General features: G+C 58.8%; 20 protein-coding genes and 2 pseudogenes. 8 read left to right on the plus strand and 14 right to left on the minus strand.

Annotated elements, in window-relative coordinates; genetic code table 11:
* Positions 1-72: 72 nt before the first annotated feature.
* Together NLM15_RS33900 and NLM15_RS33905 are read right to left on the minus strand one after the other, a co-directional pair.
* Positions 73-252: a hypothetical protein gene (locus NLM15_RS33900; RefSeq protein WP_254122216.1), complete on the minus strand. Its 180-nt coding sequence runs from the start codon at positions 250-252 to the stop codon at positions 73-75.
* Complete coding sequence (locus tag NLM15_RS33905) at positions 249-473, minus strand: hypothetical protein (RefSeq protein ID WP_254122218.1); 225 nt, start codon at positions 471-473, stop codon at positions 249-251. Before NLM15_RS33905 ends, NLM15_RS33900 begins: the two co-directional genes overlap by 4 nt.
* Positions 474-793: 320 nt before the next feature.
* Here NLM15_RS33905 and NLM15_RS33915 point away from each other — a divergent pair, with 320 nt between their 5' ends.
* Positions 794-1,081, plus strand: a complete 288-nt coding sequence (locus NLM15_RS33915; RefSeq protein WP_254122222.1) for a hypothetical protein — start codon at positions 794-796, stop codon at positions 1,079-1,081.
* A gap of 1,451 nt (positions 1,082-2,532) precedes the next feature.
* Positions 2,533-2,898: a hypothetical protein gene (locus NLM15_RS33920; protein ID WP_254122224.1), complete on the plus strand. Its 366-nt coding sequence runs from the start codon at positions 2,533-2,535 to the stop codon at positions 2,896-2,898.
* Between the two features lie 860 nt (positions 2,899-3,758).
* Here the strand turns inward: NLM15_RS33920 and NLM15_RS33925 are convergent.
* Together NLM15_RS33925 and NLM15_RS33930 are read right to left on the minus strand one after the other, a co-directional pair.
* On the minus strand, positions 3,759-4,334 hold the full coding sequence (locus tag NLM15_RS33925) for an alpha/beta hydrolase (RefSeq protein WP_254122225.1): 576 nt from the start codon (positions 4,332-4,334) through the stop codon (positions 3,759-3,761).
* Positions 4,335-4,467: 133 nt separating this feature from the next.
* On the minus strand, positions 4,468-5,376 hold the full coding sequence (locus NLM15_RS33930) for a LysR family transcriptional regulator (RefSeq protein ID WP_254122226.1): 909 nt from the start codon (positions 5,374-5,376) through the stop codon (positions 4,468-4,470).
* A 132-nt stretch (positions 5,377-5,508) separates the two neighbouring features.
* Between NLM15_RS33930 and NLM15_RS33935 the strand changes: the two genes are divergently transcribed.
* The 5 genes from NLM15_RS33935 (at position 5,509) to NLM15_RS33960 (ending at position 9,727) form a co-directional block, all read left to right on the plus strand.
* Entirely contained in the window at positions 5,509-6,171 is a 663-nt protein-coding gene (locus tag NLM15_RS33935; protein WP_254124573.1) for a hydrolase, read from the plus strand.
* Between the two features lie 429 nt (positions 6,172-6,600).
* Entirely contained in the window at positions 6,601-7,401 is an 801-nt protein-coding gene (locus NLM15_RS33945; RefSeq protein WP_254122227.1) for an SDR family NAD(P)-dependent oxidoreductase, read from the plus strand.
* Positions 7,402-7,617: 216 nt separating this feature from the next.
* Positions 7,618-8,358, plus strand: coding sequence for an SDR family NAD(P)-dependent oxidoreductase (locus NLM15_RS33950; protein ID WP_254122229.1), 741 nt, complete (start codon positions 7,618-7,620; stop codon positions 8,356-8,358).
* A 72-nt stretch (positions 8,359-8,430) separates the two neighbouring features.
* On the plus strand, positions 8,431-9,297 hold the full coding sequence (locus tag NLM15_RS33955; RefSeq protein WP_254122231.1) for an alpha/beta fold hydrolase: 867 nt from the start codon (positions 8,431-8,433) through the stop codon (positions 9,295-9,297).
* A 31-nt stretch (positions 9,298-9,328) separates the two neighbouring features.
* Entirely contained in the window at positions 9,329-9,727 is a 399-nt protein-coding gene (locus tag NLM15_RS33960) for a RidA family protein (protein WP_254122233.1), read from the plus strand.
* Positions 9,728-10,004: 277 nt separating this feature from the next.
* Here the strand turns inward: NLM15_RS33960 and NLM15_RS33965 are convergent, their stop codons facing one another.
* From NLM15_RS33965 to NLM15_RS34005, 9 genes and pseudogenes are all read right to left on the minus strand, one after another.
* Complete coding sequence (locus NLM15_RS33965) at positions 10,005-10,517, minus strand: nuclear transport factor 2 family protein (RefSeq protein ID WP_254122235.1); 513 nt, start codon at positions 10,515-10,517, stop codon at positions 10,005-10,007.
* Positions 10,518-10,582: 65 nt separating this feature from the next.
* The gene (locus tag NLM15_RS33970) at positions 10,583-11,020 is read right to left on the minus strand and encodes an OsmC family protein (RefSeq protein WP_254122237.1); all 438 of its coding nucleotides are present in this window, start codon (positions 11,018-11,020) and stop codon (positions 10,583-10,585) included.
* A gap of 53 nt (positions 11,021-11,073) precedes the next feature.
* Positions 11,074-11,851, minus strand: a pseudogene (locus NLM15_RS33975) (pirin family protein).
* Positions 11,848-12,153, minus strand: a complete 306-nt coding sequence (locus NLM15_RS33980) for a GNAT family N-acetyltransferase (protein ID WP_254122239.1) — start codon at positions 12,151-12,153, stop codon at positions 11,848-11,850. The pseudogene NLM15_RS33975 and the gene NLM15_RS33980 overlap by 4 nt, the downstream one beginning before the upstream one ends.
* Positions 12,150-12,992, minus strand: a complete 843-nt coding sequence (locus tag NLM15_RS33985; RefSeq protein WP_254122241.1) for an alpha/beta fold hydrolase — start codon at positions 12,990-12,992, stop codon at positions 12,150-12,152. Before NLM15_RS33985 ends, NLM15_RS33980 begins: the two co-directional genes overlap by 4 nt.
* Positions 12,993-13,069: 77 nt before the next feature.
* Positions 13,070-13,237 (minus strand): hypothetical protein, encoded by a 168-nt coding sequence (locus tag NLM15_RS33990; protein WP_254122243.1) that lies wholly within the window; start codon positions 13,235-13,237, stop codon positions 13,070-13,072.
* Positions 13,238-13,620: 383 nt separating this feature from the next.
* The gene (locus tag NLM15_RS33995) at positions 13,621-15,201 is read right to left on the minus strand and encodes a Na+/H+ antiporter (protein ID WP_254122245.1); all 1,581 of its coding nucleotides are present in this window, start codon (positions 15,199-15,201) and stop codon (positions 13,621-13,623) included.
* Positions 15,202-15,397: 196 nt separating this feature from the next.
* Positions 15,398-16,618, minus strand: a complete 1,221-nt coding sequence (locus NLM15_RS34000; protein WP_254122247.1) for an amino acid ABC transporter substrate-binding protein — start codon at positions 16,616-16,618, stop codon at positions 15,398-15,400.
* Positions 16,615-16,989, minus strand: a complete 375-nt coding sequence (locus NLM15_RS34005) for a nuclear transport factor 2 family protein (RefSeq protein WP_254122250.1) — start codon at positions 16,987-16,989, stop codon at positions 16,615-16,617. The genes NLM15_RS34000 and NLM15_RS34005 overlap by 4 nt, the downstream gene beginning before the upstream one ends.
* Positions 16,990-17,106: 117 nt before the next feature.
* Between NLM15_RS34005 and NLM15_RS34010 the strand changes: the two are divergent.
* Positions 17,107-17,590 (plus strand): annotated as a pseudogene (locus tag NLM15_RS34010) (3'-5' exonuclease); the annotation flags it as partial.
* A 924-nt stretch (positions 17,591-18,514) separates the two neighbouring features.
* On the opposite strand, the gene NLM15_RS34015 reads toward NLM15_RS34010, so the two are convergent.
* Positions 18,515-19,165 (minus strand): hypothetical protein, encoded by a 651-nt coding sequence (locus NLM15_RS34015; protein ID WP_254122252.1) that lies wholly within the window; start codon positions 19,163-19,165, stop codon positions 18,515-18,517.
* Between the last annotated feature and the right edge of the window lie 297 nt (positions 19,166-19,462).

Consider the following 19,462-nt stretch of genomic DNA (forward strand, 5'->3'; position numbering starts at 1 on the left):
TCCATCTGCCGCGCCCACGACGCTTCAGCAAGAGGTCGAAATTGGCGAATTGATCGTTGTCCTTCTGACAGGTCATGCCAAGGAACGCTCCGAGAAACTGCACTGAAGCTGATCGAGAACGCGATGTTCTCGCTCGATGCGGCCCAGATAGAGTTCGCGCTCCTCGTCAGTTTTTGCGCGAGCCAGCAGCAGATGGTAGTGATGGATGACCTTCTCGCTGCCGCGGATCAGAAGGGCTCGGATCCCTATCATGAGGCGGCCCCCATGTTCGACGGCCTGGTCGATCCTCTCGGCATGGACAATGTAACGGGAAATGTCCTGGACGTCAGCGCCTCGAGGGCGGCTTGCTCCTCGGCAAGGCGCCGTTCGACGAACTGACGCTCGAGATCAGACAGCATCGTTCGCTCAAGCCGTCGATAGCGGTGAATGTTGTTGCGATGCGCGCGGATGCGGGCAAGCTCTTCGTCAAGCATCGTCGTCACTCCTGACGGTCTTCCATGTCCTTTTAGTTTCGTGAAATCTCAGCCAACAACCGAAGCCAGTTTGCGGCGGAGAATCTCGGAGGCGTCGCCGCGTCGCCCGAACCGCCGCTCGACCCGCACGCCCCGGTCATGCGCATCGTCGGAGCGGGAGCCGCTTTTCCAACACGCCTCAACATTTGTCTCGGATAGTCCAGAAAACTGAGATCCAGATCAGCGAGGAAGGCACAGAGGCGGCCGCCGCGACGGCAGCCATGACAACCCGCTCAATTTAAGCCATTGTGGTGCATCATGCGTGAGAAAAACGCTCGATCGTGGGCAACAACTTTGCCCTCACCAACAAGGCCGAAGTGCTCGCAGCAAAAACAGCTTCCCCGAAGCTCGACGCCGCCTCCATCCCGATGAAGCCGACGCATGTCGTGGTCAGCGCCAGCGCAGCGCACGTCTTTGAGAGCGCAAATTCCGCTGGAGTCATCGTCCAGAAGCTTCCTGCCGGAACACTGGTTTCGATGGTCAAAAACAGTGACGGGTGGGCGCTCGTAGCGAGAGATGGCAAAGAGATCGGCTACGTCGCGTTCTCATTACTCGCACCTATTCAGTAGTGGGCGGATCCACACCGAGTATGTTTTGGCCATGAAGGGAGGCTCACAATGGCAAGCAGGAGAGCCCACGGAGATTGTCACAAAGCTTCGGCAGGGTAACATCTGCGCGGACCGGGGCATGCCGATGGTGGTTGCTGTTCGCCAGAGTTCGGTCGTTACCCATAGCCGTTGGCGCCTCACGCTTCAGCCGCCGCGCTGATAAGTTTCCGCTCTGACTCGGCCTCAGTCGCGCGCTACTCAGGCAGGACGCATGTTGATAAGGCGGCCCCATTCCGGCGCCGCAGCCCACATCCGGCCATGTTGAAAGGCGCGCCAACACAGTGGAATCCGCTTGTACGGTTATGGTACTCTTCAGAGACTAAGCGCCACGCAAGAGTGCCACACAAAAACAGATCGTCGGGCCGAAATTACCAATAAAATCAATAGCAAGCAGGATTGCAGCCTTAGTTCAATCCTGTCTGGCAGCACCATCTTTCCCCTTGGAAAGACGGCGCGTTGGGCGTCGTTGAGTATAAATGCAGAAACATGCATGAGAATGCGCCGATAGCGGCACGTTTTTGACACGCAGATTCGGTTTTCGTTCTCTCTCCTCGCGGCGGTAGGCGCGGACAACAGCCGAGCTCGGCATCGCATCGAGGACGCAAAGGCTTGCGAGCAGGAACCCCCTCTTGATCTCTCGCGAAAGTTGCGAAACGCTCCCGTCGTGGAGGGGGGCTCGGAGATGCGCGGATACGCGTTTTTAGCGATTGCGATTGGGCTGCTGGCATACGTCGTCAGCCGTCCCGCCGCTCCGCCGTCCGCGCCTGCTACGTTCGCCCAACTGCCCGCCACCGCTCAGGTGCCACCAAGACCAGAACCGCGCCCAGAACCTTCCAGGACGCCGTTGGTGAAGGCGCCAGCTCCGCTCGACGTTAGACCGCAGATCCAGCAGCCGGCGCCACGCCAAGCCGCGCCAGTGCCGCCAACGCCATCTGCAACACCAAACGAGTCCAAAGTTAGAGAGACGGCGGCCGTACTTACAGCGGCCGCGATCGCAGCGGTGATCGTGGCGGAGAGTCGGCGCGCCTATCATGCCCGCGGGAAATCATGCGCTTGCCCCGATGACAGGATGCGCAACGGTCGCGCCTGCGGTAGTCGAAGCGCGTACAGCCGGCCGGGTGGCGCAGCTCCGCTCTGCTACCCGACCGATGTGAGCGAAGCGACGATCAAAGCCTATCGGGCTCGTCAACTGGCGGAGCGCTAGCTGCTATCCGATCTCGGTATTCATTTTCCGCTTAATAAGGTTGGGGCGAAGCGCCCCGCCGCGCATGGAAGGTCACTTTTGACCCTCAGTGACAGGCCGAGCCAATCCCCATCGATTGTTGCACTGCGTTTCTCTTGCCCTCGCGCAATGGTTGCGGTTGGATGGGTCTGGGAGTGGGGGACTTATGCATAGGTTAGCGATAGTTTTAATGGGCGCCGCATTGGCTGGTTGCGCGTTCCAACGAGCGGAAGTCGCGCAGGATGCGCGCACGCAAATGGTGGGCATGTCAAAGGAACGAGTGCTTGCATGCATGGGTGCACCATTAAACAAGGCGGCTGAAGGCAGCACCGAAGTCTGGGGCTATGATTCCGGGAACGGCATGCAGGTCGCTAACATCAGCGGCGATCGTTACAGTGCCACCGCGGTCAGCTCGAGGCGCTTTTGCAAGATCAATATCGTCTTCGCAGGCGGCGTAGTTTCATCCGTGAATTACTCCGGCCCAACCGGGGGTGTTCTAACGGCAGGTGAGCAGTGCGCTTATGCGGTGGATGCCTGTGTGGTTAAACGGCAATAGCCCGTTCTGTGGGCCGGTTTCGGCGCTCCAATTGAGAAGCATGAAAATTACCGCCATTCAGGACCAAGCGATACAGCCACGAATGGCACTCATCGTTCGCGGTAAGCCCGTTCAGCGAAGTTGATGGTTATCTCCTGTATGTCTTTGCGAAGGACGAGGAGCGCGCAGCTGAAATTGAGGACAATTATGCGCTCACATCTCAATCATCGCCTCGTAGATATTGAAGGGCGAGTCAAGAACCGATAGCCATACTCCTCAACTGCCCGGACCTACCGCCGGCCGCCTTAGCGATGGTCCAATGGCGTCGCTGGCACGGCCCGCCACCATTTCAACTATTGTCCGCGTATCGGTTACGGCTTAAACCTCCGCAACCTTCGAGCGAAGACGTAGCATGTCACTTCGCCCATCCGAAACCTGGAAATCTTGAAGATAATGGCGCATCAGTTTCGAGCACCCGCCTCGGCGATGGCCTGGCTCTCGGCTACCTCGCTGTTTTTGAGTGGATGTGTGACTTCCAGCGAAGCTCCCTCGCCCGTCAAAGCGAAGTCGCCGCTCAGTCAAGCGATAGTCTCCAGCCCGCGCGAGCAACAAATAACTCGACTGGAACCACCGGATTAGAGCCTGTAAGTCCCGAGATCTTGCAACGTCGAAGGCAGGCCATTGCCACCTTAGCCGCAACACCCCTGCTCGGAGACACTACTTCGTGGACGTTTTTGCAGGCGTGGCTGTCGCGGGCCTTGCAATTGTCTTGGCTTCATCGATCGAGAGACGTCCGTTATCGGCTCTCCCGAAAACAAGGATCTCGCTGCCAACAGCGAGCGCATGACTGCCCAGTTTCGCCCATTTTTGCTAGCACCGCGCTAAGGGCAGAACGCGACAATCGGAGGGCGGCGCAAGTCGGTCCATTTTGGGCCATAAGCCGACCTGTGGGGCGGAAGGCGCAATAAGTCGGCCGCAAGCATGTCCTCCACCGCTGAGGCCTTCGTCTGCATGCGCCGGAACGCCGATCCGATGTCGTTGGCTACGACGGTGCCCACTGCCTTAAAGCGGCGCTCAATCAAAGCGGCGTTGATCGCGTAGCCGCCGCCCGCGCAGATGCCAAGTAGACCGATCGCCTCCTCGGCGACGAAGGGCAGCGTCACGAGGAAGTCGATCGCGCAGCGGATATCCTCGACGCGCACTGCCGGGTTCTCGGTGTCTCGGGGTTGGCCTTCGCTCTCGCCCTGGAACGAGGGATCGAAGACAGTCAGATAGCCCTTGGCAGCCAGCTTCTCTGCGTAAACGGCACCCGCCTGTTCCTGTACGCTGCTGCCAGGGCCAACGATCACCACGGCCGGATGGCCTTTTTGCTCGGAGAAGCGATCTGGTAAGCGGAGGTGCGCGACGATCGTTCGAACATCGTTCTTGAAAGTGACGCGCCGCCTTTCGATGCTCATCCAGCCTCCTTGCGCCTGCAAATTGGCAAGTGCGCTCCGGCTCGATAGTGCCCTTCGGGCACGGGTGACGATAGCGTCGTTTGCTGTCGGTCTGTGTCGCAGTTTTCGCAACACTAACAGGTGTGTTCGCTTGCTACCGCGCTTGTTGAGCTTCCCTCAGCATGATTCCCCTGCAGAGGCTCTCGCAGCATTCAACCATCATTTCAGTCAGCACCCGCACCTTTCGGGCTGGATGATGGCCGGCCGGACGCACCACGTAGATGCCCAAGGTTGGGGGCGGATACTTCTTCATCACCGGAACCAAGGCGCCGGACTCAAGATGCCCGATGATAAGTTCCTTCGGAATACCTGCAAGCCCGATTCCCGCAAGAGCGGCGGCGACGAGAGCGACGGCGTTGTCCGCTTTAAAGCGCCCTTTCGGCCTAAGTGTAATCAGCTTGTCGCCATCAAGTGCCAGCCAGGTCTCAGTCCCTTGCATGACAACGTCGTGAGTTTCGAATTCTACTGGCGTTTCTGGAGCACCATGACGCTCGATGTATTCAGGCGTTGCCACATATACGGCTGGCGTGTATCCAACTTTCCTGGCAAGCAGGTTCGAATCGACGAGGTGACCGATCCTGATGGCGCAATCAAACCCTTCCGCGATCAGATCAACGAAACGGTCCGTGTAGGAAGCGCGAACCTGCAGCTCAGGATTGAGGCGCGCCAGTTCCGCGACCACGGGCGCGAAGTGTGTCGGGCCGAAGGTCAGCGGAGCGGCGATCCGCAAGTTGCCACGTAGTTTGCCCGCTGGCAGGATCGTTTCTCGAGCATTGTCGATCTCTGCGCAAACCTTCGCGGCGTGTTCGCGAAACGGTATTCCAGCTTCCGTCAGGCCAGCACCTCGAGTGGTACGTGCGAGCAATTGGATACCTAGGTCCGCCTCCAGCCTGGCCAAACGCCGACTGACGATCGACTTGGAAACGCCAAGACGAAGCGCAGCTGCCGTGACGCTTCCAGCATCGGCGACCTCGACAAATGTCCGAAGTTCCTCAATATCCACGTGCGTTCCCCGATCCGCAACTCAGCACAGCACTTCTTGAAACTATACGCATGAGAAATGCAATGGCATTCGAACATGCGCGGTGCGCTGCAAATCGCGACAAATGAGCGCTTCTGCAGGAAAGGAATTGCCATGAGTTTTCGCCAAGGTCTCGGTTCCCTCCTTCGACCGGAGGATTCGGTATTGGTTCTGATCGACCATCAGCCCTACCAGCTCGCCAACCTGAACAGCCATGATCCTCAGGCAGTAGTGAATAACACAACTGCACTAGCCAAGACCGCCAAGGTCTTCGGCGTCCCAACGATCCTGACGAGCGTCATTGCGGGGCGGGGCGGACTGATCTTCAAGCATGTCACCGACGTCTTCCCGGACCAGAAGGTGATCGACCGCACCTTCATCAACACTTGGGAAGACAAGGCCGTCGTAGAAGCTGTGAAAGCGACGGGACGGAAGCAGCTGATCATAGCGGGCCTCTGGACAGAAGTCTGCGTCGCCATGCCGGCGATCCAGGCCGCGGGCGAAGGCTGGGATGTGACAGTGATCACCGACGCATCAGGAGGCACCTCGGTTGAGGCCCACGAGGTCGCCATTCAGCGCATGATCGGGGCCGGCATCAACATGATGACTTGGTTGGCCCTCGCGGCCGAATGGCAGCGCGACTGGGCGCGTCTCAAGACGGCCGGTCCGCTGACGCAGGTCATGATCGATCACGTTGGCGGCAGCGGCGTCGCCTACCTGTGGGAGCAGCAGTTGCTGAACACACCAGTGCCTAACGAACAGTCGGCAGGCGTCTGATCGGAATGAATGGGGGAGCCGGGATGCGCCTTGCGCGACCCGCTCCCTGCGCCGCCGAAGAAACCGGCGAGCTAAAGGTGCAGCTCGCTGCGCAGGAGTGGCGGCCTGCGGCGCCTTCTTCCCGGCTGGGCCCACCTCACCGAGACAGTCGGGCGCGCGCGGGGCTAGGGACCTCCGACGCGCACGCAGTTCGACAGCATGGCCGGGCCTGAAGGCGCGTTCCTAGTAGGTGATCCGACGACAGTTGCGGCCAAGATCCAGGAGGCTAGTGCGGTCCTGGGCGGGCTCTCACGTATCACTTTTCAAATGAGCACCGCCTCGCAGGACTCCGCTGCAACGAGGCGCTCGATCGAGCCCCTTGGCAATGAAGTCGCTCTCGTCGCCAGGAGCATCGTCGGAAAGCTGGCGCTGCAATTCAGGAGGGTAGTTATGGCATCCCGCCCGCGACGTCACCGGTATTCGGTCGTGATCACCGGAGCCGGTACCGGTCTCGGTCGCGAGCTCGCGTTGGGCTACGCCGCCCGAGGCTGTATCGTCTTCGGAACTGCAGCGTCTGCTGCCGAGGTGCAGGAGCTCAGAACTGGGGCGGGCGGGCGCGTCAGCCTCGCGGTGAGCGATGTCACCAAATTCACCAAAGGCAGAATTTGGGCGGAAGGCGTGTCGGACGCGCTCGACGGGGCCGGGCTCGACCTCCTGATCAACAATTCTCACGTCATCCCCCCGAGCCCGCTCGAAGCGGTCTCAATCGATACCGCACGGCATGCTCTTGAGGAGAGCGTCATTGGTGCGATGAGCGTGATCAACGCCTTTCTGCCGGCTCTTCGCCGATCGCGCGGCCAGATCGTCCAAATCATCGACGCGAGAAGCAGTACCCCAGCTACCTTTTGTGGGCTTGCAGCAGCATCTAACGCGGCGCTCGAGGCGCTCGTGTCCGCTTACCGGGCCGACCTCAAGCCGTTCGGCGTGCACGTCACGACGGTATCGATGGGCCGCATCCAAGGCGGTGATGTATTGACGACGTCCGATGCTCTAATGAGCGCCGCCAATAACATGGGCCCTGAGCAGCGCAAACTGTACGGCAGGCGGCTTGCAGAATATTCCAAGAGTAACGAAGAGACGGGCGCGAACGCTTTGGACCCCTGTGAAGCTGCTGCGCGCCTGATCGAGATTCTCGACCAGGAACCCGCCCCAAGCCGGGTCGCCGTCGGGTCCGGTGCGGAGCCACATTGATCCACCCCGTTCTGCTGAAGCAGCGGTATCAGGTCGTCGATCACCCGCTGTTCCTCAAGCGTCCGATCGCGGCGTTCCATCCCCTGCAACACAGCTCGGCAGGTTTCGCCACTAAGCAAGGCGAAGGCCCCTCCCCAAAATAAGTTGAACATGTGCTCCCGTCGCGGCTTCACGCGCTCCGGAGCGGCCGACTTTAGGATGGAGAAAGGAAATAGAATGATCGATCTGAGTGGAAAGCGAGCCCTCGTGGCCGGTGGATCGCGGGGAATCGGTGCCGCGATCGCGCTGGCGCTCGCCGAGAACGGCGCCGACGTCGCGTTCACCTATCAGAACTCCGCCAAGAAGGCCCAGGCAGTAGCTGCGTCGATCAGGGCGACCGGACGTCGTGCCGTCGCCATCCAGGCCGACAGCGCCGACCCCGAGGCGATCACGCGCGCCGTCGACAACGCGGTGACCGAGCATGGCGGCATCGACATCCTCATCAACAGCGCGGCGATCGGCTATTATGGGTCGATTGCGGAGCTGGACCTCGGCGAGTACCAGAAGCTGATGGACGTCAACGTCCGCGCGCCGATGCTGTTCGCCAAGACTGTCATCCCGCACCTTCGCGCAGGGGGCCGCATCGTCACCATCGGCTCTGGTCTCGCCGAGCGCGTTCCATTTCCGGGCGTGACGGCCTACGCCGTCTCGAAGGCAGCGCTGACCTCGTTCACCCGCGGCCTGTCCCGCGAGCTCGGGCCGAGCGGCATCACTGTCAACCTGGTGCAGCCCGGCTCGACCGACACGGATGCGAATCCCGCAGACGGCAACACAGCCGACTTCCAGCGGGGCATGACGTCGCTGGGGCGCTACGCTGAGCCGCGCGAGATCGCCAATGCGGTCGTGTTCTTGGCAAGCCCGGCTGCGAGCGTGATCACCGGCACGATCCTCAACGCCGACGCGGGCGCGCTCGCCTAGGATTCAACACGCCGACGGGTCGGCCAAGTGCAGCTTGCCGGCACCATCGCCTCAGTCATAAAGGGCAGACAGATGTCGAGCGTTCGCTATCGCACCCAACGGGTCGGGGCCGTCGAGGTCTTCTATCGGGAATCCGGCCCCGTCGATGCCCCGGCCCTGCTGTTACTCCATGGTTTCCCGACGGCAAGCCACATGTTCCGGGACTTGATTCCTCTGCTGGCGGACCGTTACCGCATCATCGCGCCCGACCTGCCCGGATTCGGCCAGACGCGGGCACCCGAGCGCGGCGCATTCAACTACAGCTTCGACGACCTGGCCGTGGTGATCGAGGCGTTCATCGATGCGATCGGGCTAGACCGTTTCGCCATCTACATATTCGACTATGGAGCGCCGATCGGCCTGCGGCTCGCCATGAAGAACCCGGATCGCATCACCGCAATCATCTCTCAGAACGGAAACGCCTACGAGGAGGGCTTTAGTGACGAATGGGGCGCGTGGCAGGCCTACTGGCGCGAGCCTACCGAAGCAAATCGCGAGGCCTGTCGCGCATCGCTGTCGCCTGAGACGATCCGCAGCTGGCAATACGGGACAGGCGCGGATCCGGATCCGCTCGGCCCTGACGGATACGAGCTCGACATCGCGTACATGGCGCGTCATGGCGCGGAGGACATACAGCTTGATCTCATCCTGGACTATCGCAGCAACGTCGCGCTCTACCCGGCCTTCCAGGCGTACTTTCGCCAACACCATCCGCCGCTTCTGGCGGCATGGGGTCGTCACGATCCTGCGTTCGTTCCCGCAGGAGCACTCGCCTACAAGCGAGACCTGCCGAACGCCGAGGTGCACCTGCTTGACGCTGGCCACTTTGCACTGGAGACGCACCATCGAGCGATAGCCGTCATCATCCGCGACTTTCTTCAACGCTCACTCGGAAAGTGACGCCACCTCCCACCACACATAGGAGATACCGATGTCCACACGCGAGCCGATCTTCCCGGCCCAGCGCCACGCCCTCTATGACGAGCATCGCTACTCGGCGGCGATCAGGTCCGGCGACCTGCTGTTCGTGTCCGGGCAGGTTGGTAGTCGCGAAGACGGCTCGCCCGAACCGGTGTTCGAGAAACAGGTGCGCCGCGCATTCGCCAATCTCAGATCTGTTCTGGCCGCGGCCGGTTGCACCCTCGACGACGTGGTCGACGTCATCACCTTTCACACCGATCCTGAAGCGCAGTTCGAAACCGTTATGAAGGTCCGATCTGCCGAGATCGGCGATCCGCCTTTCCCCAACTGGACGGCGGTCGGCGTGACCTGGCTCGCCGGCTTCGATTTTGAAATCAAGGCGATTGCCCGCATCCCAAGTCAGCCTTGAGCGGCTGCCGGTTTCAGGCGTTTGGCGAGCACCAATGTCCTGGGGCCTCACTACCGGAAATGCTGCAGATCTAGACCGGCATGGCAATGGAATGGTGCGCAGGTCCTGGTCGGTAACGAGCTTCGGAGCTGGCCTTTGAGAGCCAACTCGGCCTTGCAGCTCCTCGCGGAGGTCAGGGTGGCTCCAACTAGGCCAGACGGCTCAAAGTCGGCCGGACGTGGCCTAGTCCCTTGATGCAAATGTAATGGCTTATCGCGGCCGGATCTTAACCTTGCTTTCAGACGCTGGTTTCCGATCCGTCTGGATTTGCTTTGATGAGATACTCGCCGCTTTCTCTAAAACTGCGGACGGTCGCGAAGGTATCTTCCATAAACTGCACGTATGACAGCTTGCCGTTCTCGCCGCGCGCCAGTACCGCGAAGGGTGATGTCACCTTTTTTCCCAAAATGTTTGATGTGTAAGTAAAGGAGCCAAAGATCGCTGCGCCATTCTTATTCTCAAAGCTGTCCTGAATTTGGAAGTCATCTGTCGTCCAATAACGGCTGACGTCCATAAAGGTCTGAACCAGTCCTTTGGTGCCTTCGTTGGTTCCGGCCCAAGGCATGATCTGCTTCAGTTCCGGGTGCTCATAATTGAGCGATACATATATGAAGTCATCAGTCGTAAATTGTTTGACGAAATCCAGATCGGTTGGGTTCGACAAGATCAACCGCAGAATGGCCAAAGGGGATGCCGCAGACGCGGGTTCGGCGGTAGACAACTTTTTGACAGCTTGCGCACTGGTAGACATTGTGAGCTCCTTCTTCTGGAAAATCTAGGAATTGAGGTGTCAGGTAGCCGCCCTTGGCTATCTCTTTACAGGTCAGTTATTGCTGCTAGCTCTGACCTTATCGAAGGAGAGCTTTCTAGAACGCGTTGAACTGGGCACTTGGAGGCAACATCGAACAGTCGTGAGCGCTGCTCGTCCGTAAGCTTGGCACCCCGAATGAAGATGTTTTTCTCGAACACATCAACGGGACTAGAAGCGCCGGCAGGCAGTCTTTTCGCGTAATCGAGCACCACCGACACATGTTCCAACGGCCAGCGCTGTTGGCGGGCGTACCAACGCACAGTCATCGCCGTGCATTCTGCCAGTGCAGTCGACAGAAGTTCAAAAGGGCTGGGACCAAGTCCGCCACCGCCGGCATCCACGGGTTCGTCGCCGGTAAGCACATGACTGCTCGTTTCGATCCGAACAGCGAAAGTGCTTCTTCCGGTCTCTGACACTGTTACATGTGCGCGCGGCGCAGCCATCATCATCTCCATCAGACAAGAGCGACAAAACCGATTTCTTGTAATCTCGCCGCTTAGGAACTGGCCGAGGCAGCCGGCTTGGGCTGGTCCGGTAGTGGGATGAACTCCGCGTTGTCCGCATCCGGCAGCTTCATCCGTCCCGCCCTCCAGTCTGAGGCCGCCTGAGCGAGCCGCTCCTTGGAAGATGACACGAAGTTCCAGTAGATGAAGCGCTCACCAATGGGCTCGCCCCCGAGCACTGGCACGCTCCTTGTGGCCGACCGGAACCTCTGCCGTTGACCCCGCCGACATGTCGAGATGTGCGTAGAACAGCGGCGAGTGCGTTACGGAGCCGGCCACCAAGCCGTAGGCGCTGCCGGCGATGAGATGCCCAATGACCCCCGACTCGTTCCACTGCGGCAGGTCGACTCCGGAATGGTGTGAAAAGGAAGGGGCGGCCTCCTCCTGGTCGACTGGCAGTGCAACCCAGGCCTGGATGCCGTGCACGCGATCACCATGCGCGCGGGCATGCTCGAAGCGCTCACTATGAGTGATGCCGCTGCCTGCTGTCATCCAATTGACTTCCAGCGGACGGATCGGCTGCTCGTAGCCGAGACTGTCGCGATGCATGATCTCGCCAGCGAACAGATAGCTCACAGTCGAGAGGCCTATATGCGGATGCGGGCGAACGTCTAAACCGCGATCATCGCTGGGCGCGATATCAATCGGTCCAATGTGATCGAAAAAGATGAACGGGCCCACCATGCGCCGCTTGGCGAATGGCAGCACACGTCCCACCTCGAAGCCACCCCCGAGATCTCGCCGCCGCTGTTCGATGACCATCTCAATCATAATCTTTTCTCCTGTTGAGCCGTGTCATCGACAACGTCCGAATATTCCGGGTGACGTGCGTAGAAGGCAGTCATGAAAGGACAAACGAGGATGGCCTTGCGCCCGGCGCGCCGAAGCGCTTCGAACACGCCGCGCGCCAACTCCGAGGCGACGCCGTGGCCCGCAAATCGCTCGGGCACCTCGGTGTGGGTGAGGACAATCCGGTCACCTTTAGGGCGGTAATATGCAGCAGCAAGTTCACCGCTGCCATCAATAGCCAGTTCGAAACGATGTTCGGCAACGTTATCCCTTACGGAGTTCATGATGTGGTCCGATCCTCGATGAACGCTAATAGATCGGCATTGATGACATCGGGATGAGTGGCGAACAGGCCGTGCGACAGGCCAGGATACGTCTTCAGTGTGCCTCTGGTTAACAACTGGATCGCCGTGCGGGCCGACGCGTCGACAGGCACAACTTGGTCATCCTCGCCATGCATCAGCAACACCGGAAGGGACACGGCCTTCAGATCCTCTGTGAAGTCGGTCTCCGAGAAGGCAGCGATGCAGTCGTAATGTGCCTTGGCAGCGCCCATCATGCCCTGCCGCCACCAGTTGCGGACAAGTCCCTCGCTCACTTCGGCGCCCTCGCGGTTGAAGCCGTAGAACGGTCCGTTGGGGACATCGAGGAAGAATTGCGCGCGGTTACGGAGGAGAGCTTTGCGAAATCCGTCGAAGACCTCCATTGGCAGACCACGAGGGTATCGTGGCGTCGCCAACATGATCGGAGTCACGGCGCCGATCAGCACTGCCTTGGCAACCCGACCGGGTTCACTATGGGCAACGTAACGTATCACCTCGCCGCCGCCGGTCGAGTGACCAACGTGCACTACATCCTTCAGATCAAGGTCACGTACTAGTTCGGCGACATCGGCCGCGTAAGTATCCATTTCGTTTCCGGTATCGGTCTGATCGGAACGGCCGTGACCACGCCTGTCGTGCGCTATGACGCGGTAACCTCTGTTGCGGAAGAACAGCATCTGATTGTCCCAATCGTCCGCGCTCAATGGCCAACCATGATGGAACATGATGGGTTGGGCGTCTCTCGAGCCCCAGTCCTTGTAATAGATTCTAGTGCCGTCCCGCGTTGTTAGCTTTGCCATTGTGTCGCTTTTTCCTAAGAAGCATCTCTCAGAAGATCAGTCCGACGAGGTTCAACGGTCGCCGCCTTGCTAGTAGGTCAATGATCGCGGGCAGCGGTCTTCTCTGGATCGAGCCCGTCAAAGCTTTCAAAGAAATTCATGAGGCCGGGCACTCGGCTATTAAACTGTACGCCTGCCTGCTCAATGCGGTGGCCCGCCGCCTGGTGAGCTGCAAACAAGGTACGACGGGCCGCGTCGAACGGCACATAGGCCTCATAGCCTGGCCCAGAAGGTAGGCAATATGAGGCACGTCTCTGTCCAGAGCGCGGCTATGACTGCTTCCGTCGACCGATTGCTGACGGCGTGCTTGAACTCGCTGTCCCCCTGGCTGTTGGCCGATGTGCGATCGGAGGTCGCAGGTGGCAGACATTCGTTACTGAGGATCTTCGGCACTTAACGCTCCGCTTGTTCAACGAGGTAACATTGTGGCGTGTGCTTACGGTAGGTTCGGAAAGTGAGCAGCTGTGTCTCACAAAGCGGAACGCAAATAGGTAGGCTTGTCGACCAACTCGCGCGCGCCCGATCTAAGTCTAATGACGAGCTTTGCATCTGCCGCCGTTGAAGCGCATAAAGAGTTTCTCGAGGTCCGTCATACAAACCGCTTTACCGTTATCTCTTCCAGATCAAGTTCTTGCTCTATTGCATGGAGCACGCTGTCATGGATCAGGTCTTCACGGTGCATCCGCAGCAATTCTTTACGACCAGCAGAAAGCGCGGCCAAAACGGCTGCGAAGTGATCCGCGCGATGTGAAGTATGAGCTTCGGGCTCTTCGGAGAACCGCACAGACGCTCGAACGCGGTAAGAGTATTGCTCCATTAAGCGAGGATGCCGGTGACTTCCGTCGGAATTCAGCGACTCTTTTTCAACCGCCGATAGCTGAGCCGCAGCGATGCGAGCGCGGGCCTCAGCCTCAGACAGCTTTGCGGCGGTTAATGAATTAAGTCCAATCCCGGAAAGCAAACGCACGAGGGGCGCCAACGTTGTGCCTTGGAGCAGGACCGTCACGAGAATGACCGCGAACGTTACCGCGAGAATGAGGTCGCGACCGGGAAACGCCTCAGGAAGCGAGAGCGCAGCGGCTAGGCTGACCACGCCCCGAATGCCGGCCCAGCTCATGATGAAGGGTACGGATAGGGGAGGATAAGGATCGCGCGCGCGCAGCGTCGAGAACAACGCGCGGGGAATGTACGTTGTCGGAAAGATCCACACAAACCTCGCGACGATCACGGCTGCGATCATCGCCATCATCGATGGCAGCAGTTGGAGCAAAGTTTCCAGTCCACCGAGCCGGGTCAATATGCCGCGCAGCGACAGGCCGATAAGAATGAAAATCATCGATTCCAGCAAGAACACGGCAACGCCCCAGACGGCCGCCGACCGCGTGCGTGTAACGGCTGAAAGAAGTTCATGCTGGTGCCAACCCATAACCATTCCGCACGCTACGGTGGACAAAACTCCGGAGACGCCCAATTTTTCCGCCGCAATGTACGAAATCCAAGCAGTCAGGAAACCCCAGGCGACGGTAAGATCGGCATCGGGAATGCGTTTAATGACGAAAATGGACCCGTAGGCGGCTGCCACCCCGAACGCCACGCCGCCAAATGCAACCCAGGAAAACTGGAATACCGCATAGGTCGTGCTGAATGCACCGGTAAGTGTTGCGCCGACGGCTAGTCGAAAAAGTACTAGCCCGGATGCGTCGTTGACTAAGCTTTCTCCTTCTAGCAGCGCGATAATTCTCTGCGGCAAAGGTAGTTTCTGCAGCACCGCCTTCGCAGCGACCGCGTCTGGCGGCGAGACAATCGCACCCAGAGCAAAGCAGGCTCCCCACGGAAGGGCCGGTTGTACCAAGTGTGTTACGACGCCGACGACCAACGTAGTGAATGCAACAGCTCCAACGGCTAGTTGCATTATGATCCTTATGTCGGCGCGAAATTCCCGCCAGGCAGTGAACCATGCGCTGGCCATCAACAATGGTGGCAAGAACAGAATTAGGACCAGCTCGGGATCGAGTTCGATGTTCGGGCTTTCCGGGATCATCGCGAGCCCAATTCCGCCCACGATAAGTGCCGCGGCACGAGGAAGCTGAAGCTTTCGCGCGAGTATCTCGAGGATGACGATCATGGCCAACAGCAGGAGCATGATCTCAAAGCGCGCTACAGGAGTCATGTCTTCCTACTCTCGTCTTAGCGATCAAGGCATGATCGAGCGGCTCAGCTCGATGAATGAGGACTTTAGGTTTCTGTCATCCGGATAGATGCGGTGTTGGCGCACCCTGTACGCGGTCGCGACTGAACATAGCGGGGCCTGCAGTGGAAAGAGGCGGAACGCCACCGACCGGCATCCGCCTCTGTCAACTACCGGTCTAAGGTGACTTCGCGCGAAGGTCCGACTTTTTCGCCTCCCGAGCGTTCTCGAAAGGATATATCAGTTGCCCTGATGCCAGCTCCCGTGGAGCGACGACAACCTGCCGCGAGCCATCCCTGTACTGCTCCACATCGGAACCGTCGACATTTTGGAATTGCAGCTGCAGCACACGTGGGTGCGCCCACTCGCCACGGACACCGAATTTGATTTTGCCCATCACCGTCGAGAACTCTGTGTTGCGTGTGAACTCTGAGAGTGCACTGTCGTTAAGGCTGCGCGTACCTTCGATAGCTTGTTCGATAACTTGCATCTGCGAGTACGCGAGCGGTGCCATATAATGTCCAAGCGGATCAACGGCTGACCCTGCTGCCCGCGAGCTGTAGGTTTTCAGGAGCTTATCTACGCCCTCGAACGCCAATGAGGGTGCCGGCACCCAATATTCGTAGTTCACGATCCCGTTCAAAAGCGGCCCGAGCTGGCTCCGGACTCCAGCGTTCTGAGGACCAATCATGCTTGCTCCAACCATCTTTGGCCGGAACGAATGCCTGTCGAGAGATCGAAGGAGGTCGACCGAATCCTGAAGATACGAGCACAGAAAGAGAAGGTCGCATTCGCTTCGTGCGGCGGCGTCAAGAAAGGGTGCGAAGTCAGTGGTCGTTAACGGGTAAGTCGCCTCATGAACGATTTCGAACTTGTACTTTGTTGCATTTGCCTTTGCACCGAGGATCGGATTGCGCGAGAAGACTGCATCCGCGGAGAGCAACGCAACAGTGGTAGGACGAGGATTTTGTAGCGAAGCAGTTTCGAAGAACCCTTCAGTGAGCGACGCGTTGGGGTCCGGACCTGTTGGAATCATCGCGAAGTAGTCAGAGTATTGCAGCTCGATGTTGGCACCAAGCGCCATAAGCCCTACAAAAAAGCGCCGCCGCGCGGTTATTTCCGGCAGAGCGGCAAGGTTGGTGTTGGTCCCGTATCCGCCCATCACGAGATCCACACGATCATCCTCGATAAGGCGCGCGTATAGCGACGCCACGCGCGACCCGTCCCCCTGATCGTCGTAGCGCACCAACTCGACCGGACGTCCAAGAAGACCGCCGCGGATGTTCACTTGGTCTCGCCAGATGTCGTGCGTAAGCTGGGCGGATCTGCTGTTTCCGGATACGGGCCCGGTAAGCGACAGACAGTATCCAATCCTGATCGGGGCCGAGATTGATTTCATTGCTCTGAGCCCGGTTGATCGAGGAACACATGCAGTGATCGGATTACGTTATCTTCGATATGGGCAACATCAATGCCGGTTACGGCGGCGGGACCTTCCGGTGGCCCCGACCACCACTGGAGTCGACCAAGACCGTTGTGACCGAGCGCCGGTCGGATCGGCTTGAAAACGAAACCTGACGGCAGTCGCTCAAATAGTTCTGTCACCGCTTGCGAAATCGCTTCATGACCTTGCACCGAATCTTGAGGCTCATGAAGCACAGCATCCTTATCGTAAAGCTCGCGGATCGCCTGGATTCTGCGGGATAGATCTCGTTCTCCGAAAACGCGTCGGAGATTTCCCTGCATGATTGCATCGTAGTCGATGGCCAAGATCCGTCGCACATTGCACTCCATCACATGGTACGTCCGCGAGGGTACACGCTTGGAATGGTCCGCTATAGCGTTGCCATGTGATTAGCTGTGTCGCAGAAAGTGGAACATCCGGTCCGAAAGTTCGCCGAACGCTACTGGCCCTTGTTCGAGCACAAGGCCTGGGGCCGCAGCATGAACGAGATCGACTGGCGCAAATATGGCTTCGCGGGCTTGCAGCTTGGCTATCTCCTGAACGGAGCCGGCTACTTCCATCAGGCGCACCGGCCGGTCGACGATTGCCACGCCTTGCTGGAGGTGCTCGCGTTCGAATTGCCGACGAAGGCCTCATCCGCCCTTGTGCTCCTGCTTGAAATCGCCCGCAGGCCGACGATGCGAATCTGGGCGGAGCAGACCGCTTTCGAGCTCAAGGACTCGTTGAAACGCAGGGTTATCGCTGGAATGACGGCAGCGACGGCAGCCGAAATCCTGGTTCAGGGACGTCGATGAGACCGCGCTCGACGATGAGATCGCGTTCCTCCGGACCGAGATTTACATGCAGAACGTCGAGCCAACTGTGCAGAGGCTGACCGCATTCACACGGTTATCCGGCCGGATCTGACGCCGCCTAGCGGCCGAGACGCTTCTCGACCCGATTGCGGTTAGGGCTGAGGGCAACGAGTTTGGTGCATTTCGCGCGCAAAAGGCGCCTTTTGGCCGAACCGCTGAAGAAAAAGCTGCCCTATGCGAGGGTAACGCTAGCCGCACCGCTCATAACGGTCTGGTTGCAGGTTCGAGTCCTGCCGGGCCCACCAATGAGATCAAGTACTTGGCAGAACAGCCATTTTTGTAGCGGACCGCTTCGCGGACCGGTTAACCATTGCGCTCGGCAAAGCAAGCGCGCCCATCATCCGTCTCGCAATTTCTCAACGACGGCGAGAGCCCTGCTTCGAGAGGTACGGTGCGCAACCCGATCAGTACGCGGCTGGAAGATCATGCAAGGCCAAGTGCCGCGTCAATTCTGCTTGCGTTCTTACAAACACTTCCGGATCGGGACCTACGCTAACCCCCAACTCTCGGCACTCATTGTAGAAATTTTGAACGGCCTCATGCGAGAGACGCCTCGTGCCGGTCTGGACAACGAGCGTCGTGAGAATCGGCAGATTGTTCGTGACGCAATAATGCACCACACGCCCCAGGCTTGACGCTACGACTGCGAGCGTCTTGTGCCCCTCCCAGGGAGTGTTCGGTCGAAACTCAGACCAGATTTGACCATAGGTGCACAATCCATCCTCGGATGTTGCGCCAATTCGCTGATCTTTGCGGCGACCTGGCGGGTACCAAACACTGACGGTTTCCGTCGCAGCCTCTCTAGTAAGATTTCGCTGCGTGAATACTTTCCACCCTCCGTCTTCTTCGCCTTCCGATAGTTCGACTCGAAGGCATCGAGCTGTTCGTCACTAAGTTGCTCTAGGAACATCGCTGTAACTCCGTGCGATCTTGATGGCGCTATCCCTTTTGTATTGGTCGCGATACATTGAGGGCCTCACGCAGCATTCTCGTCCTCAACCTCCGGCGGAATTTGAGCTTCTGCCGCGAGAACGGCCTTGATGTCTATGACGTGATGCTTGCTGAGATATATCGTCCTATCTTTTTGCCCGAGAGTTACCTCAAGCTCGTTACCCGTGAGATTCTGGACCATCTCACAGATAACTTCCCTGGATCCGTTCGCGTGTCGGTACATCGCCGAATGATTGGGGCAAAGCGCGAGATAGTTCTGGAAGTGGCGCTTTCTCAGATCGGGAAGGAACTCGACCACCTCAAAGAATTTGGCCCCGTCCTCCAGCTTGAACGGTAACGGACCTTTGCATATCTGGCATGTCATCTCGCCGTCAGCATTCCGATAGTGGTTCCGCAAATACTGCTCCGCCTCCACTTTCTTTTCCTCCCGACCGATGGATATTGACCGGCTCCGTATCTCGCTCTCCTTATCAGCAGCGTTCTCAGCCTGTTCGGCGACATTCCGAGCGCGTCGCTGGGGATTAGCAAGGTCTCGATCCGGAATAGCCGCCTTCGCGGCGTTCTCACGTTCAACGAAAAACTTTTCCTGCTCTTCCACAGGAAGGGCGGCGAAACGCCTCGCGCGCTCCAGCTCGGCTGCATCGGCAAAACCTGCTCTCTTGGCTATGCCGTCCATTCTATCTTCCTCCGCTGTTCGGCAGTATGCGTCGTAGCCAAATTCGATTGCACTTAGGCCCTTATTACCCGAGTCAAAAGGAAACCCTTCCGGCAACAATTCGCGCGATGCCGCTCCCGGACGAACAAACGCGCCATTGCCTTGTGGAACCCATTTGGTAGCCCGAAGCTCATGCACCAGACGCGAGGCCGCAGTATGCGTACCCCCGACAAGTTACGACGATAGGCAGCCTTCCAATAATTGGACTCGACAGGAAGTGATGTGATCGTTCGCCAGATTAACCGCGAAAGTTCAAGG

This window comes from Bradyrhizobium sp. CCGB20, from assembly GCF_024199855.1.
In the GTDB taxonomy this organism is placed as follows: domain Bacteria; phylum Pseudomonadota; class Alphaproteobacteria; order Rhizobiales; family Xanthobacteraceae; genus Bradyrhizobium.

Bases quoted from the DNA above. Each gene is read 5' to 3' on its own strand.
- NLM15_RS33965 (WP_254122235.1), bottom strand. From the start codon at position 10,517: ATGTCTACCAGTGCGCAAGCTGTCAAAAAGTTGTCTACCGCCGAACCC.
- NLM15_RS33920 (WP_254122224.1), top strand. From the start codon at position 2,533: ATGGGCGCCGCATTGGCTGGTTGCGCGTTCCAACGAGCGGAAGTCGCG.
- NLM15_RS34000 (WP_254122247.1), bottom strand. From the start codon at position 16,618: ATGAAATCAATCTCGGCCCCGATCAGGATTGGATACTGTCTGTCGCTT.
- NLM15_RS33925 (WP_254122225.1), bottom strand. From the start codon at position 4,334: ATGAGCATCGAAAGGCGGCGCGTCACTTTCAAGAACGATGTTCGAACG.
- NLM15_RS33985 (WP_254122241.1), bottom strand. From the start codon at position 12,992: ATGGCAAAGCTAACAACGCGGGACGGCACTAGAATCTATTACAAGGAC.
- NLM15_RS33955 (WP_254122231.1), top strand. From the start codon at position 8,431: ATGTCGAGCGTTCGCTATCGCACCCAACGGGTCGGGGCCGTCGAGGTC.
- NLM15_RS33950 (WP_254122229.1), top strand. From the start codon at position 7,618: ATGATCGATCTGAGTGGAAAGCGAGCCCTCGTGGCCGGTGGATCGCGG.
- NLM15_RS33970 (WP_254122237.1), bottom strand. From the start codon at position 11,020: ATGGCTGCGCCGCGCGCACATGTAACAGTGTCAGAGACCGGAAGAAGC.
- NLM15_RS33995 (WP_254122245.1), bottom strand. From the start codon at position 15,201: ATGACTCCTGTAGCGCGCTTTGAGATCATGCTCCTGCTGTTGGCCATG.
- NLM15_RS33980 (WP_254122239.1), bottom strand. From the start codon at position 12,153: ATGAACTCCGTAAGGGATAACGTTGCCGAACATCGTTTCGAACTGGCT.
- NLM15_RS33935 (WP_254124573.1), top strand. From the start codon at position 5,509: ATGAGTTTTCGCCAAGGTCTCGGTTCCCTCCTTCGACCGGAGGATTCG.
- NLM15_RS33900 (WP_254122216.1), bottom strand. From the start codon at position 252: ATGATAGGGATCCGAGCCCTTCTGATCCGCGGCAGCGAGAAGGTCATC.
- NLM15_RS33945 (WP_254122227.1), top strand. From the start codon at position 6,601: ATGGCATCCCGCCCGCGACGTCACCGGTATTCGGTCGTGATCACCGGA.
- NLM15_RS33960 (WP_254122233.1), top strand. From the start codon at position 9,329: ATGTCCACACGCGAGCCGATCTTCCCGGCCCAGCGCCACGCCCTCTAT.
- NLM15_RS33905 (WP_254122218.1), bottom strand. From the start codon at position 473: ATGCTTGACGAAGAGCTTGCCCGCATCCGCGCGCATCGCAACAACATT.
- NLM15_RS34015 (WP_254122252.1), bottom strand. From the start codon at position 19,165: ATGGACGGCATAGCCAAGAGAGCAGGTTTTGCCGATGCAGCCGAGCTG.